Source organism: Thermoflexus hugenholtzii JAD2, assembly GCF_900187885.1.
Lineage (GTDB): Bacteria > Chloroflexota > Anaerolineae > Thermoflexales > Thermoflexaceae > Thermoflexus > Thermoflexus hugenholtzii.
Map to the genome: position 1 here is coordinate 331,826 of NZ_FYEK01000027.1, position 13,591 is coordinate 345,416.

Sequence of the window (13,591 nt, forward strand, 5' to 3'; positions counted from 1 at the left end):
CTAACCTAAATCCAACGCCAACCATATTCTAACGATATCCCTGATCCCTGTCAACTAATCAACCAAGTAGTGCACGCATGTATCCTTCATAGAGTCTGGGCTGAGCCGGAGCGCTTGTGTGCCTTCTTCAGACGTTGGCGCCTTTCCCGGGCCAGAGCATGGGGAGCAGGCAGATGGCGATCCCATAGACCGGATATTGAAAGCGGAAGTCCGGGGCGGTGAGCAGAGGGAACCAGAGTAACGTGTGAATCACGGCAGGCCCGGTTAGCGTCCAGGCGATTTGTAGCCCGTAGCGCCTGGCCAGGATGCTTCCTGTAAACAAGATTAAATACAGAAAAAGAGCAGGCCGCCAGAACAGCCAGATCCACTCGTGCTTCAATGTCTCCCCCAGGAGACGCCACAGCGCTCCACGTAACCTGGGGAACAGAGCCCTTGATGACAGCCCCAATCGATTCGAAGGGGTTCCCCACTCAAACGCATAGACATAGGCATCTGGAGGTTCTGTGATCCGCCACAGGAAATCTGTGCTGCAAAGATAATGTCGGATCATCGCGCCGGGGTTCCGAGCGATCAACCTTGCCCACAGGGATAGAAACTCGCCAGCGTGGGCATCGAAGAAGGACCGATTCAGGACATTGTTGTTCACGACCGGATCCACGAACCGGCATGTGTAAGCGCGGCGCCATAGTTCCAGAGGTTGAATCTGATTTAGGAAATCTCGCTCGGTAGAGGTCAGCGGCGTGCCAGCATAGATCAGGGCGGCCACGTGGTGGATGGGGACCTGCAGGGCGAACCAGCGGGGGACAGCAGGGATGCGCAGCACATACATCTCGGAAGCCTGAACGGCAAGATAGCAGACCAGGATCGGAAGGATGGTTCGAAGAAAGAGGCGAATCCTCTGGCGTGGCCAGAGCATGGCGACCGTGCCTATCGTAAGAAAGATGACCGGCAACCCGTTATGACGATAGAGCGCGACGGCAAGACCGGAGCCCGCAATGCCTATCCAGGTGCTCCACGCAGGCTCGCGGCGGTCCAGAAAATCCCGGGCCAGATGGAGGAACCCTCCAGTTAAACCCAGCAGCCCAATGGCATATGGGACATCTTTCCAGAGTGTGACGCTCATCATCCCATGGCCCGGAGCCAGGGCGCTCAGCCCAACCATCCCCCATCGACCCAGCGATGGGATACCCCATCGCTCCAGCGCCCGCGCGATCACTCCGATCATCAGACCCAGCATAATCATTTGAGCGAGCACTACACTTGCCGGAGAGGGCCAGATCTGATAGATCAAGGCCATGGAAAGCGTGTGGACAGCAGGATGAACATTATTGAAATGTCCACTCAAGATCTGCTCCCACTGATAAAGTGCATCTACTGGAAGAATTCCGGGATAAAATGTCACGAAATAGACCGACCATATCAACCAACAAGGAAAAGCATAGGCAACAACCATCCATCTTGAAGAAGAGGGTTTTGATATATGAATGTGCTCAATTTTCTTAAATATTGAAATTATATTTACAAAAAATAACCCAAGGAAAAATGACGAAACCGTCACATAAGCCGCAGTGATAAAATCCTCAGCTGGATCGCCGATGAACCATCTTGTCCATGGCGCAGAGCGGAATCCGTGAAGGGAGCGGATGGCTTCTGGGGTGATCCCGGGTGGTGGGAGAACTCGATCGGAAATGTGAGCAGAGGGATCTTGAAATGGAGATGGAACAGGAAGAGCGATGGCGATTACGAGGCTTAGTGCCAGAGTGGTGCCCCATTCTGTAGCCTGTAAGGGCCTGGCGTGGAGGGCCCGATGCATCAAGAAGATTAGGATCCCAAGTCCCAGGCTGATCAGGAAAACCCTCGGGGGCTTCTCCCCAGGCAGATAGCGAGGACTGAGATATAGCAACAGCCATACACTGACTCCTGCGATCCAGCCATATTCGAATCGGAAACTCCTGTTCTGCGCTCGGAGAACTCTATTCAGCCCCATCGGAGATCCATCCCTTCCATCGTCCACTTTAATCCCATGACACAGTATAGGAATTTCGGGTTAGAATCAAGGGGTAAAATCGTAGGAGTTGTGAAAGCAGTCATCTCTGGAGCCCTGAGATGAATGGCTTGTATCGTCTCTTCGAGGCAACCCTGAGCCCGTGGGTGGCGCTAAGGGAGGGACCGGATTACGAGGCGCTGCTGACCTGTATCCGGTGCGCCCGCTGCCTCCCGGTCTGTCCGACCTATCAGGAGACGCTCCACGAGGCGCAGTCCCCCCGGGGGCGCCTGGCCCTGCTTCGGGCGGTGGAAGAGGGCCGGCTGCCCCTCGATGAGTCCGTGGAGGCTCATCTCTATCATTGCCTGGATTGCCGGGCGTGCAACACGGTCTGCCCGGCGGGGGTCCCCATCGGAGAGCTGATCGTCGCTGGCCGGGCGGCTACGGCGGCCCAGCGCCCGCGGCCATGGTGGTTGCGTCTGCTCCTGGAGCGCGCCCTGGGCTCACCCCGGGCGGCCGAGTGGGCGGCTGCGCCCCTGCGCGGGGCCTGGCGCCTGGGCCTGATCCCCCTCGCCCGCTGGCTGTTCCGGTTCTTCCCTCCGCTGCGGGAGCTGCTGGACTGGGTTCCGCGTCCCGCCCCTCCGGTCCGCCGGGCGTTGCGCGATCGCCCGGCCCCGGCGGAGGCTCGTTACCGGGTGGGCTTCTTTCTGGGCTGTGTGATGAACGCGGTGTATGGGGACGTGGTGCGGGCCAGCGTTCGTCTGCTGGAGCGTCTGGGGTGCGCAGTGGTGGTTCCGTGGGATCAGGCGTGTTGTGGCGCGCCTCAGGACGATCAGGGCCTGCGGGAGGCGGCCCGGCGCTTCGCCCGTCGCAACATCGCCGCCTTCGAGGCCCTGGGGCCGCTGGATGCGATCGTGGCGGACTGCGCGGCGTGCAGCGGTTTCTTGAAAGAATACCCCCATCTGCTGGCGGAGGATCCGGAGTGGGCGGACCGCGCGCGGGCCTTCGCCGCCCGGGTCCGGGACCTCACCGAGTGGCTGGAGGCGATCTGGCCAGAGGAGCTCCAGCCGATCGCTTCCGGTCTCCGCTTGACGTATCATGAGCCATGTCATCTGAGCCACGTCCAGGGGGTGCGGCGGCAACCCCGGGCGTTGCTCCTGCGGCTGCGAGGGGCGACGTTCCGGGAGCTGCCGGACGCGGCGCGCTGTTGCGGCAGCGCGGGCATCTACAACCTGACCCATCCGGCCATGTCCCGCCGGCTGCTGGAGCGGAAGATGGCGGACATCGCCGCCACGGGAGCCTCCGTGGTGGTCACCGCCAACCCGGGATGCCTGCTCCAGCTGGAGTGGGGCGTCCGCCGGTCGGGGCTCGCCGTGCAGGTCCGGCATCTCTCCGAGCTCCTGGACGCGGCGCTCTCGTCTTCCGAGGGGAGGGAAGGATCAGGATGGGGCGCTGGGTGATCCCGCCGGAGGTCCATGGGAACGGCCGCTTTGTCATCTCCCGCCGTGAGTTCGTCCCAGCTTACTTGAAGACCTACGAAGAGGGCCGGCTGAAAGAGAAGGTGGAGGAGGCCCTCTCCCACCTGGGGCCCTCCTGTCGGGTCTGTCCGCGCCTGTGCAAGGGGGTGAACCGCCTGGAGAACGCCTTCGGGGTCTGCCGGGTGGGGCGCTACGCCCGCGTGGCCAGCGCCTTCCCCCACTTCGGCGAGGAGGACGTCCTGCGCGGCTGGCGGGGGTCCGGGACCATCTTCTTCTCCTGGTGCAATTTGCGTTGCGTTTTTTGCCAAAACTATGAGATCAGCCAGCTGGGGGAGGGGGAGGAGCTGACGCCGAAGGAGCTGGCCCGGCTGATGATCCGCCTGCAGGAGATGGGCTGTCACAACATCAACTTCGTCACCCCGGAGCACGTGGTCCCGCAGATCGTGGAGGCGCTCCCCTATGCCATCGAGATGGGCCTGCGGGTTCCCCTGGTGTATAACACCAGCGCCTACGACAGCCTGGAGAGCCTGCGGGTGATGGAGGGCCTGGTGGATATCTACATGCCGGATTTCAAGCTCTGGACCCCCGAGCGGAGCCGGAAGTATCTACTGGCGGCGAACTATCCGGAGGTGGCCCGCCAGGCCATCGCCGAGATGCACCGCCAGGTGGGCGAGCTCCGGGTGGACGAGGACGGCCTGGCGCTGCGCGGCGTGCTGGTGCGCCATCTGGTGATGCCCAGCCTCCTGGACGAAACCCGGGAGATCATGCGCTGGCTGGCCGGCCTCTCCCGGGACACCTATGTCAACCTGATGGATCAATATTACCCGGCCTGGAAGGCGAAGACGGACCCCCGCTACGCGGAGATCAACCGGCGGGTGTTCCGCCGGGAGATGGAGGAGGCCTTCCGGATCGCCCGGGAGGCCGGGCTGTGGCGTTTCGACGTCCGCTGGCGGATGGTGATCCCCGGCCTGGAGTGGATCGCCGTCGAATAACCTGAGGCGAACCGGCGACGCGCCCGAAGCAAGGCGCATTCTGATCTGGAACGCAGATCTCAACGGAGCGGCGCGATGACAGCGGAGATGATCCCAGACGGCGAAAGGGTGGTGGGCGTCCGGTTCCATCCGGTCGGCAAGATCTATCACTTCGACCCGGGGCCTTACGACCTGCAGGTGGGCGATTGGGTGATCGTGGAGACCCCCCGTGGCAAGCAGTTGGGCCGCGTGGTCTCCCTGGGGATGCCCCGCAGCGGACGGATTGAAGGCCCCCTGCGGCCGGTGGAGCGGCCGGCCACCAACCGGGACCTGGCCATCCGCAAATACTGGGAACGCAAGGAGATCGAGGCGCTGGTGGTCGCCCGTGACCACGCCCGCCAGCTGGGCCTTGCCATCAAGATCGTGAAGGTCGAGATCTCCTTCGACGGCAAGCACATCTCCTTCCTCTATCACACAGAGGAGAAGGTGGATCTGGAGCCCCTTCGGGAGCGGCTGGCGGCCATCTACCGGGGCCGCCAGGTGGAGCTCCGGCTGATCGGGCCCCGGGACGTGGCGAAGATCATCGGCGGGATGGGGGCGTGCGGCCTCGAGACCCGCTGCTGCGCCCTGTTCCTCACCGAGTTCAGCCCCATCTCCATCAAGATGGCCAAGGAGCAGGGCCTCTCCCTGAATCCGGAGGATATCACCGGGATGTGCGGGCGGCTCCGGTGTTGCCTGATCTACGAATACGAGCAATACGTCCGGGCGAAGCAGGAGCTGCCCAAGAAGGGCAAGGCGGTGATGACCCCTTATGGGGAAGGGGTAGTGGTGGAGGTGCTCCCCCTCAAAGAGGCGGCCCTGGTCCGCGTGGGCGATCAGATCCATGAGGTGCCCAAGGAGCAGCTCCAGCCCCTGGAGGAGCTGAAGGCCCTCCAGCAGAAGGCGGAGCAGCCATGCAACAACGGGGAGAACTGCACCTGCGGCCGACGCGGCGGAGGGAACGGGGAGAACCCCGGATAGCGAGCGCCCGGGGTTGAGATTCCGCCTGATGGGGGCTGGGTGGAGGAGGGAAGGCCCGCCGCCCAGCCCGAAGATCCTCTCGATGAGGTCCAGGAACCGGTGACGGCGACCGCAGACGTGGTGATCTGCGGGGCGGGGATTGCGGGGATCTCCGCCGCTTATCATCTGAGCCTTCGGAAGCCTTCCCTCCGGATCCTCTTGGTGGATTCAGGCCCCCCGTTGGGCCTCACCAGCGACAAGTCCACCGAGGCCTACCGCAACTGGTGGCCGGGGCCCGACGGGGCCATGGTCCGCCTGATGAACCGGAGCATCGATCTCCTGGAGGAGCTGGCCCGGGCGACGGGGAACGCCTTCCGCCTGAACCGGCGGGGCTACCTTTACGTTACAGCTGACCCTGAGCGGGCGGAAACCCTGCTTCAGGCGGCGGAGCAGACCGCCCGGGAAGGGGCGGGGCCGGTCCGTCGCCACACGGGCTCCCCGGGGGATCCACCGTATCTCCCCTCGCCCCCTGAGGGGTTTGAGGGTCTTCCGGATGGCGTGGACGCGTTTCTGGACCCTGGCCTCATCCGCCGTCGTTTCCCGTATCTCACCGACCAAGCGGTGGCTGTGTTCCACGTCCGCCGGTGCGGCTGGCTGAGCGCCCACCGCCTGGGGATGTTGCTTTTGGAGCAGGCCCGGGCGCGGGGGGTCGCCTTCCGATCCGCCCGGCTGGTCGGCGTGGAGGTCCGGGGCGGACGGGTGCAGGCGGTCCGCCTGAGCGTCCCGGGGGGTGAGGAGACGGTGGCCACGGGATGCCTGGTCAACGCGGCCGGCCCCTTCCTCCGGGAGGTGGCCCGGATGCTGGACGTGGAGCTCCCGGTGTTCTGCGAGCTGCATTGTAAGGTGATGTTCCCGGATGTGGAGGGGGTGATCCCCCGGGATGCGCCGTTGATCATCGGGGCGGATCCTCTTCAGTTGCCGTGGTCGGAGGAGGAGCGGGATCTGCTTCAGGAGATGGGGCGTTCGGAGCTGCTCGGGGTGCTGCCCGGGGGCGCGCATCTGCGGCCGGAGGGCGGCCCGGAGAGCCCCTATGTCCTGATGCTCTGGCCTTATGCGACCCGGCCGGTCGATCCGGTCTTCCCGATCCCGGAGGATCCGCTGTTCCCTGAGGTGGTGCTACGCGGGCTGACGACGCTGATCCCCGGGCTGCGGATCTATATCTCGCGCATGCCCCGCCCGGCCGTGGACGGCGGATACTACGTGCGGACCCCGGAGAACCGCCCGTTGATCGGCCCGCTACCGGTGGCGGGGGCGTATGTCATCGGGGCTCTCTCCGGCTTCGGCATCATGGCCGCGATGGGGGCGGGGGAGCTGCTGGCCGCCCACATCCTGGGGGAAGGGCTTCCGGACTATGCGCCCGCCTTCACCCTCGATCGCTACGAGCGACCGGATTACCGAGCCCGCCTGCACGCGTGGGGGGAGACATGGCAACTTTAGCACTCCTTGCAAGAGGACAACCCAGCAGGAGCCCCGGGAGGGCGCTCCACTTGGCGATCCCCCTCTTGGTTCTCCTGTTCCTTTCCGCGTGTCATGTTCAGGCCTCCTTCCGGGTGGGCTCGCCGTCCGAACAACCCGTGCGCTTCCCCTTCCATCCGCTCCCGGACCTTCGCAAGCTCCCTCCAGGGGCAAGTGCAACCCGGGTGCTTTCGCTCCCCGTGCCGACCGCGTTGGCCTTCGCGCCGGACGGCCGGGTGTTCATCGCTGAGAAGGGTGGATTCGAAGGAGATCAAGAGGCGCACGTGTGGACCTTTAACGGGGCTTCCCTGCAGCGCTGGCTGACCCTGACGGTGAGCACCGAAGGGGAGCGTGGCTTGGTAGGGCTGGCCCTGGACCCCTATTTCGAGCGAGATAGCTTCGTGTATCTGGTTTACACGTCCGCCCGGCCCCAGCCGGAGTGGCGTCTGGTGCGGTATCGGGACGAATCGGGTCGCGGCGTGGAGCCGACAGTGTTGATGCGCGCGGCCTTTGATCCCTCGTGTTCCTTCCACTTCTCGGGCCACATCGCGTTCGGGCCGGATGGGCGTCTTTACGTGGCGATCGGGGACCTCTGTCTGGGGAACCCCGCTCAGTATCTCGAGCATCCGGCCGGCAAGATGCATCGCCTGAACCCGGACGGGACAATCCCCCCGGACAACCCGTTCTACGACGGCAGTGGGCCGAACCTGGACAGTGTGTTCGCCCTCGGGTTCCGGAACACTTTTGCCTTCACCTTCGACCCACTCTCAGGACAGATCCTGGGAGCGGAGAACGGGCCCCAGTGCAACGATGAGCTGAACCGGATCCGGCCGGGTGGGAATTACGGTTGGCCCTGGGATTTCAACCACCAGACGTGCGAATATGCGGACCTGCCTCAGTTTGAGAAACCTCTTTATGTCTGGAAGACGCCGATCGCCCCGGCGGGGATCGCGGTCTACTCCGGCCCCATGTTTCCGGAATGGAACGGGGCGGTGCTCATATGTGCGTGGAACACCGGCCAGCTGCACCTGTTGACGCTGGATGACAGCCGCCAGCGCGTGACCGGCGTCTTCGCCTACTCCATCCCCGGCGCCTCCTGTCGGATCGGCCCCTGGGTGGCGCCCGATGGGGCGGTGTGGTTTGCGGATGCCGATGGCCTCTATCGCCTCTACCGTCCTTGGCGGAATCTATCGTTCCTTCTCCCGCTCCCCCGTTAGGCGGGGACCGGGTATCTCACGGCCTTCCGCGGAAGGCGCTGAGGCACAGGAGCGCGAAGGACAGCCCCGAGAGGGCCAGGCCCAGGCGCACGGAAAGCGGCTCGTAGCGAAGGATCACGACGTGGGCGCCCGCGGGCACAGGGACCGCCCGCAGGGTCGTATAGGCTCGCAGCACCGGGGCGGGCTGCCCATCCACCCATGCCTGCCAGCCGGGATACCAGACATCTCCAATGACCAGGAACCCGGGCTTCTCCGTCCAGACTTCCAGCTGCAGCGCCTCGGGAGCCCAGGCTTGCACCGTCAGGCGCGGCGGCGTCGAAGGAGGGGACATCCCCGGCAGCGGCCATAGGCGGTCCAGGATCACCGTCCGGAGGGGGTCGAAGGCGGCGTCCCGCAGGGCGCGTAACGCGGTTTCATCGTCGAAGACCACCGCCTCATACATCAGGTGAAAGCGGGAGAAGGGGACCTCCAGGCAGCGGAGCTCAACGGCTTTTTCCCCGAGCATGAGGGATCGGACGGGGCGGGAGGGGAAGGGAAGGGGTGGCTCATCGGCGCGCTGGAGATAGCATCCCACGCCCATCAGCGCCCAGACCCGCTCCCCCGGCACTTGCTGGCGGAACCGCAGGAAGGGGCGCAGGGCCAGCGTGACGGAGCCATGGAGATCCTCCACGCCGACCTGAGCAGTCCAGTTCCCGGTGGCGTGTCCGCGGGTGTCGACCCGGTAGGGAGGCCCGCTCGCCGGGAGCATATCCGGCGTGATCGGGGGAGCGGCGACCGCCTCCGGATCCTGCCACACCCGATGGCCGGCCTCCGCGGTCCGCCAGGCGACGGAGCCCACATCCAGGGCCAGCAGGGCGACAAGGGCCCAGCGGGTGCGGGGCCAGCCGCGCAGGAGGAGGAGCGCGCCCGTGGCCATCGCCCACGGCCACCCAGCTTGGGAGAGCAGCCGATGGAGGCGAGGCCACTGCGAGATGTCCTGGGCCTGGATGAGCAGAAGGGCCCCCAGGAGCAGCAACCCAGTGCCCCCTATGATCCATCTTAGTGCGCGCCGGAGGGATTCAGTGGGCGGACGGGGCCAGCCTTCCACCGCCAGGGCGACGAGACACCAGGCGGGGATCAGGGCTGCCCGCTCTTGGTTGCGGAAGAGTTCCAGGACCGGCAGGAGACGGACGAGGGCCGGATACAGGGCAGCTTCTCCTCCCAGCGCCCACAGCCCGCCGACGCCCGCCAGCCCTCCCCACAGGATGCGGGGGAGTTGTCCTTCAGGTGTCCCTGCGGCGAGGTTTGCGAGGGCCAGAAGGAGCGTGGGGATCCCGACGTAGAGCGGGGACCACAGGGTAAGCTGGGGCCAGAACGTTCCAGCGAGCTCCCAGAGCTCGAACCCGCCTGCCCGCTGGGGAAAGGTCCACTCCGTCCGCTCCGTCCAGGGGATGAGCTCCAGCGTGGCGAGGAGCGGCGCCGCCGTGAGCCCGGTGCCCAGCAGGATCACCCGAGCCAGCTCCCGCGCTCCCCGGGCGCGCCCGGCCTGCCGGGCTCCCAGCTGGGCCCCCGCGAAGGCGAGCGCGATCAGATAGACGTAGAGCGTGGTCTGCGTGTGCCCTCCGAGGAACGTCATCGCCCATGCGAGGATCGCCAGGGCGCGCCAGCGGCCGGGATGGGGCGCTCCCTCCAGAAGCCCGGCCAGCCCCCACAGGAGCCAAGGCAGCCAGGCCAGGCTGGCAACGATCGGGGGATCCTGGAGGGGGTAGCCGGTGAGATACCCGCTCAGCCCCCAGGCGAAGGCACCGAAGGCCGCGGCGGCGCGATCGCGGGCGGTGCGGCGGAAGAACCCGTAGGCCCCCCATGCGGTCAGGATCAGATGCGCGATCGTCTCCGCAGCGTAAGCCCGGGCGCTCAGCGGATGTCCCTGGCTGAGGAAGGCAACCGCCCAGCGGACCGGATAGAAGGCCTGAGCTTGGATGTCCGCGGCGAAGGGATGACCGCCCAGGGTGTAGGGATCCCAGAGGGGGAGCTGCCCGGCCTGGAGACGCCGGTGGGCATAGGCCGCAAACGGATAGTGGTGCTCAGTGAAGTCTCCCGGGCGGAAAGCGGCCTGGGCCCGGGGGTCCCCGGACCAGAAGGGCCAGTAGAGCAGAGCGATCCATCCCGCCAGGGCCAGGAGGACCCCGCTGTCCGCCAGCCCGAGGGGGCGCCGCATGGGTCAACGCCCCTGAAGCAGGACCTCCACCGCGCGCTGCAGCTGGGGATCGGCCCCGCCGGCCTCCGCCCCGGGCTCCACCTTCACCTCCACATCGGGGTTCAACCCTTCCCCGTGGATCGCCCGGTTCTTCGGGGTGAACCAGCGGGCGATGGTCACCCGGAGCTCCGAGCCGTCCGATAGGGTGTGGGAGAGCTGGACCGATCCCTTCCCGAAGGTGCGCTCGCCGACCAGGAGGGCGCGCCCGCGGTCCTGCAGGGCGCCGGCGACGATCTCCGAGGCGCTGGCGCTGCCGGCGTTCACCAGCACGACCATGGGGATCTTCTCGCCCGGATCGCCGCTCTTCGAGCGGAAAACCCGCTCCTCACCGTCCTTCATCCGTTCGTAGGCCACGATCCCTTCATCCAGGAAGAGATCCGCCACCTGGATCGCCTGGTCCAGGAACCCGCCGGGGTTATCGCGCAGGTCGAGGATCAGGCCGTGGGGGTTCTGAGCCAGCAGGGAGCGGAGCTGATCTCGGAGCTGTCGGGTCGCCTGGGCGCTGAAGTCGAAGAGGCGGAGGTAGGCGATGCCCTCGGGCAGCATGCGGGCTTCCACCACCGGGATGGTGATGCGAGCCCGGGTGACGGTCACCCGGATGGGATCGCGCTGGCCGGGCCGTTCGATGGTGAGGGTCACCGAAGTGCCCGCTGGGCCCCGGATCAGGGCCACGGCCTCGTAGATGCTGTAGCCGACAATGGATTGCCCGTCGACTTCGATCACCAGATCCCCCGCGCGGAGGCCTGCCTTCTGGGCCGGGGAGCCCTCGAAGACGCGCACGATCTCCAGTTTGTTGTCCCGGTTCATGCGCACCATGGCCCCGATCCCCTCGAACTGCCCGGAGGCGTCCTCCTCCAGGATGCGGGCGATCTTTGGCTCGATGAAAGACGTGTAGGGATCCCCCAGGGTCTGCAGGGCCCCCCGGATGGCGCCGTAGGCGACGGTCTGCGGGGAGGGGATCTCCCCGTAGTATTCCTCCTGGACCAGTTTCCAAGCCTCCCAGAACACGTCGAAGGCTTCCTGGAGGTCCCGTGGAGGAGCGGCCGGCGCAGCAGTCGTTGGGGTTGTGGGGAGGGCGTGGGGGGCGCGGGCGGTCATCCCCCAGGCGACGCCGAACCCGGTCAGGAACGCCGCGCCGACGAGGCCGGTCGCCAGCACGGCGAAGAGGAGGAGGTTTCCCAGCCGTTTGCCCAGATCGCTCACGTTCAGCCTCCTGAGCGCAACCCGATGGATCCCTTGAGGATTTTAGGGCTGCATCCGGTGGGGCTCCAAAACCGCCGGGGCCCCGCCGGAACAAAAAACGCCGCAGCCTTGGCGCTGCGGCGGGATGGGCGAGGAGGGACTCGAACCCCCGACCTCACGGATGTGAGCCGTGCGCTCTGACCACCTGAGCTACTCGCCCGTCACCACCACATTATAGCAACATCCGCCCGAACCGGCAAGCCCCGCCCTTCCCGCTCTCCGGTCGGGACGGGGGTTAGATCTATAGGGGAAGGACCCTTGCCCGTGAAAGCATCCCGCTGCCTGATCGCGGATATACTGAGATGAGATCTATTCCGGCGATCTGGGAAGCGATCGGTTACGGGGGTATCAAAGGAACGCCGCAGAAGGCATTGGTCGTGGCGGGAGCTGTTCCTGTTCCATGACGCGGAGTCGCGGCGAAAGCCGCTCCTACGGAAACCGGTTTTTGTGGGAGGGGATTGAGACCCGAATCTCTGTTCTCAAGATGGCCAGGGTTGCAGCTACAAAGTAGATACCGAGATGAATTTCGGCCTACGTAAGGGGGTCAGCTCGGGGCCTCATGTCTTCGATCCCGCAAGGGGCGCAGCGGAAGCTGCTCCTACCGTTTTGGGAGGGGGTCCGGGATGGAGATGCTTCGATGGGAGGCGGAGGTGGTGGTGGTGGGCACGGGACCGGGCGGGGCGACGGTGGCCCGGGAGCTGGCCCGGGCGGGCCGGCGGGTGCTGCTGTTCGAGCGCGGCGGCCCGGAGCGGGGCCGCCCGCTGTATGGCACGCATCTGGGTGCCCTCCGCTACACCGAGCGGGGCGGCCTCTTCTTCACCCCCGAGGGGATCCAGGTGGTGGCCCCCCATATGGTGGGCGGGGCCACCGGCATGTTCGCCGGTTGCGCGGCGCCGCCGCCCGATTGGCTGCGGACGAAATACGGGATCGATCTCCGTCTGGAGGTCGCGGAGACCATCGAGGAGCTGAGGATCGCCCCGTTGCCCCCGGAGCACCGCGGCGCGGCCTCCACCCGCTTGGCCGAGGCGGCCCGCGCCCTCGGCTACGCCATCTATCCCCAGCCCAAATTCATCCGCCCCGAGCGCGCCCCGCGCTTTCAATGCGGCGCCCACTGCCTCCTCGGATGCCGTTGCGGGGCGAAGTGGAGCGCCGCCGAGTTCGTGGAGGAGGCCGTCCGGGCGGGCGCGCTCCTTTTCCCCTACGCGTTCGTGGAGCGCGTCCTCCTCGAGGGAGGACGGGCGGTGGGGGTGGCGGGTCGCATCCGGGGGCAGCCCTTCATCGCGCGGGCGGACCGGGTGGTGCTGGCCGCCGGGGGCCTGGGCACCCCCCGCATCCTGCAGGCCTCCGGTTTCCGTGGGATCGGAGAGGGGCTGGCGATGGATCTCACCGTGATCGTGTACGGCCGATCCCGGGCGGATGGGAACGCCTCGGACCCCCCGATGACCTGGTCCTGGGAGGATCCGGGGCTGGAGGTCATGTTCAGCACGCTCATGGATCCCTGGCTGCTGTATCCGCTGGTGGCGGGGATGAGCGGCCTGCGCCATGTGGCGACCTGGCCGCGCTGGCGGCAGATGCTCGGGGTGATGATCAAACTCCGCGATACGCTCTCCGGCCGCCTCCACCCGGATGGATCCCTCTCGAAGCCGCTGACCCCGACGGATCGAGACCGGTTGCAGGAGGCTGTGGGCATCGCCCGGCGTATCCTGAGCGAGGCCGGGGCGGATCCCGCTTCGATCTTTGTCTCCCCGATGCGGGGGACCCATCCCAGCGCCACCGTGCGCATCGGAGAGCTGGTGGACACGGATCTGCAGACGGAGGTGCGGGGGCTGTACGTCTGCGACGCCAGCGTGTTCCCCGAGGCGCTGGGGCGGCCGACGGTGCTGACCCTCATCGCCCTGGGCAAGCGCTTGGCCCGGTCCATGGTTGAAGCGTAGAAGCGATGTTCCTCA

At 66.2% G+C, this 13,591-nt stretch carries 9 protein-coding genes and 1 tRNA gene; 6 read left to right on the forward strand and 4 right to left on the reverse strand.

The window, feature by feature from the left end; all coding sequences use genetic code 11:
* Positions 1 to 127: 127 nt before the first annotated feature.
* Positions 128 to 1,813 (reverse strand): DUF6020 family protein, encoded by a 1,686-nt coding sequence (locus CFB18_RS07680; RefSeq protein ID WP_143597552.1) that lies wholly within the window; start codon positions 1,811 to 1,813, stop codon positions 128 to 130.
* 293 nt (positions 1,814 to 2,106) lie between these two features.
* On the opposite strand from CFB18_RS07680, the gene CFB18_RS07685 reads away from it, so the two are divergent.
* From CFB18_RS07685 to CFB18_RS07705, 5 genes are all read left to right on the forward strand, one after another.
* The gene (locus CFB18_RS07685; protein WP_088571214.1) at positions 2,107 to 3,444 is read left to right on the forward strand and encodes a (Fe-S)-binding protein; all 1,338 of its coding nucleotides are present in this window, start codon (positions 2,107 to 2,109) and stop codon (positions 3,442 to 3,444) included.
* Positions 3,429 to 4,454: a radical SAM protein gene (locus tag CFB18_RS07690; protein ID WP_088571215.1), complete on the forward strand. Its 1,026-nt coding sequence runs from the start codon at positions 3,429 to 3,431 to the stop codon at positions 4,452 to 4,454. Before CFB18_RS07685 ends, CFB18_RS07690 begins: the two co-directional genes overlap by 16 nt.
* Before the next feature lie 75 nt (positions 4,455 to 4,529).
* Positions 4,530 to 5,453 (forward strand): PSP1 domain-containing protein, encoded by a 924-nt coding sequence (locus CFB18_RS07695; protein WP_088571216.1) that lies wholly within the window; start codon positions 4,530 to 4,532, stop codon positions 5,451 to 5,453.
* A 39-nt stretch (positions 5,454 to 5,492) separates the two neighbouring features.
* Positions 5,493 to 6,929, forward strand: a complete 1,437-nt coding sequence (locus CFB18_RS07700) for an NAD(P)/FAD-dependent oxidoreductase (RefSeq protein ID WP_200808126.1) — start codon at positions 5,493 to 5,495, stop codon at positions 6,927 to 6,929.
* A gap of 218 nt (positions 6,930 to 7,147) precedes the next feature.
* Positions 7,148 to 8,164: a PQQ-dependent sugar dehydrogenase gene (locus CFB18_RS07705; RefSeq protein WP_159461636.1), complete on the forward strand. Its 1,017-nt coding sequence runs from the start codon at positions 7,148 to 7,150 to the stop codon at positions 8,162 to 8,164.
* A gap of 16 nt (positions 8,165 to 8,180) precedes the next feature.
* Here CFB18_RS07705 and CFB18_RS07710 read toward each other — a convergent pair whose 3' ends face one another.
* The 3 genes from CFB18_RS07710 to CFB18_RS07720 all read right to left on the reverse strand — a co-directional run bounded on the left by CFB18_RS07710 (position 8,181) and on the right by CFB18_RS07720 (position 11,802).
* Entirely contained in the window at positions 8,181 to 10,361 is a 2,181-nt protein-coding gene (locus tag CFB18_RS07710) for a glycosyltransferase family protein (RefSeq protein WP_088571218.1), read from the reverse strand.
* Between the two features lie 3 nt (positions 10,362 to 10,364).
* On the reverse strand, positions 10,365 to 11,603 hold the full coding sequence (locus tag CFB18_RS07715) for a S41 family peptidase (protein WP_088571219.1): 1,239 nt from the start codon (positions 11,601 to 11,603) through the stop codon (positions 10,365 to 10,367).
* A gap of 125 nt (positions 11,604 to 11,728) precedes the next feature.
* A tRNA-Val gene (locus CFB18_RS07720) sits at positions 11,729 to 11,802 on the reverse strand.
* Between the two features lie 463 nt (positions 11,803 to 12,265).
* On the opposite strand from CFB18_RS07720, the gene CFB18_RS07725 reads away from it, so the two are divergent.
* Complete coding sequence (locus CFB18_RS07725) at positions 12,266 to 13,576, forward strand: FAD-dependent oxidoreductase (RefSeq protein WP_088571220.1); 1,311 nt, start codon at positions 12,266 to 12,268, stop codon at positions 13,574 to 13,576.
* Positions 13,577 to 13,591: the final 15 nt, after the last annotated feature.

Bases quoted from the DNA above. Each gene is read 5' to 3' on its own strand.
- CFB18_RS07680 (WP_143597552.1), bottom strand. From the start codon at position 1,813: ATGCATCGGGCCCTCCACGCCAGGCCCTTACAGGCTACAGAATGGGGC.
- CFB18_RS07685 (WP_088571214.1), top strand. From the start codon at position 2,107: ATGAATGGCTTGTATCGTCTCTTCGAGGCAACCCTGAGCCCGTGGGTG.
- CFB18_RS07690 (WP_088571215.1), top strand. From the start codon at position 3,429: ATGGGGCGCTGGGTGATCCCGCCGGAGGTCCATGGGAACGGCCGCTTT.
- CFB18_RS07695 (WP_088571216.1), top strand. From the start codon at position 4,530: ATGACAGCGGAGATGATCCCAGACGGCGAAAGGGTGGTGGGCGTCCGG.
- CFB18_RS07710 (WP_088571218.1), bottom strand. From the start codon at position 10,361: ATGCGGCGCCCCCTCGGGCTGGCGGACAGCGGGGTCCTCCTGGCCCTG.
- CFB18_RS07725 (WP_088571220.1), top strand. From the start codon at position 12,266: ATGGAGATGCTTCGATGGGAGGCGGAGGTGGTGGTGGTGGGCACGGGA.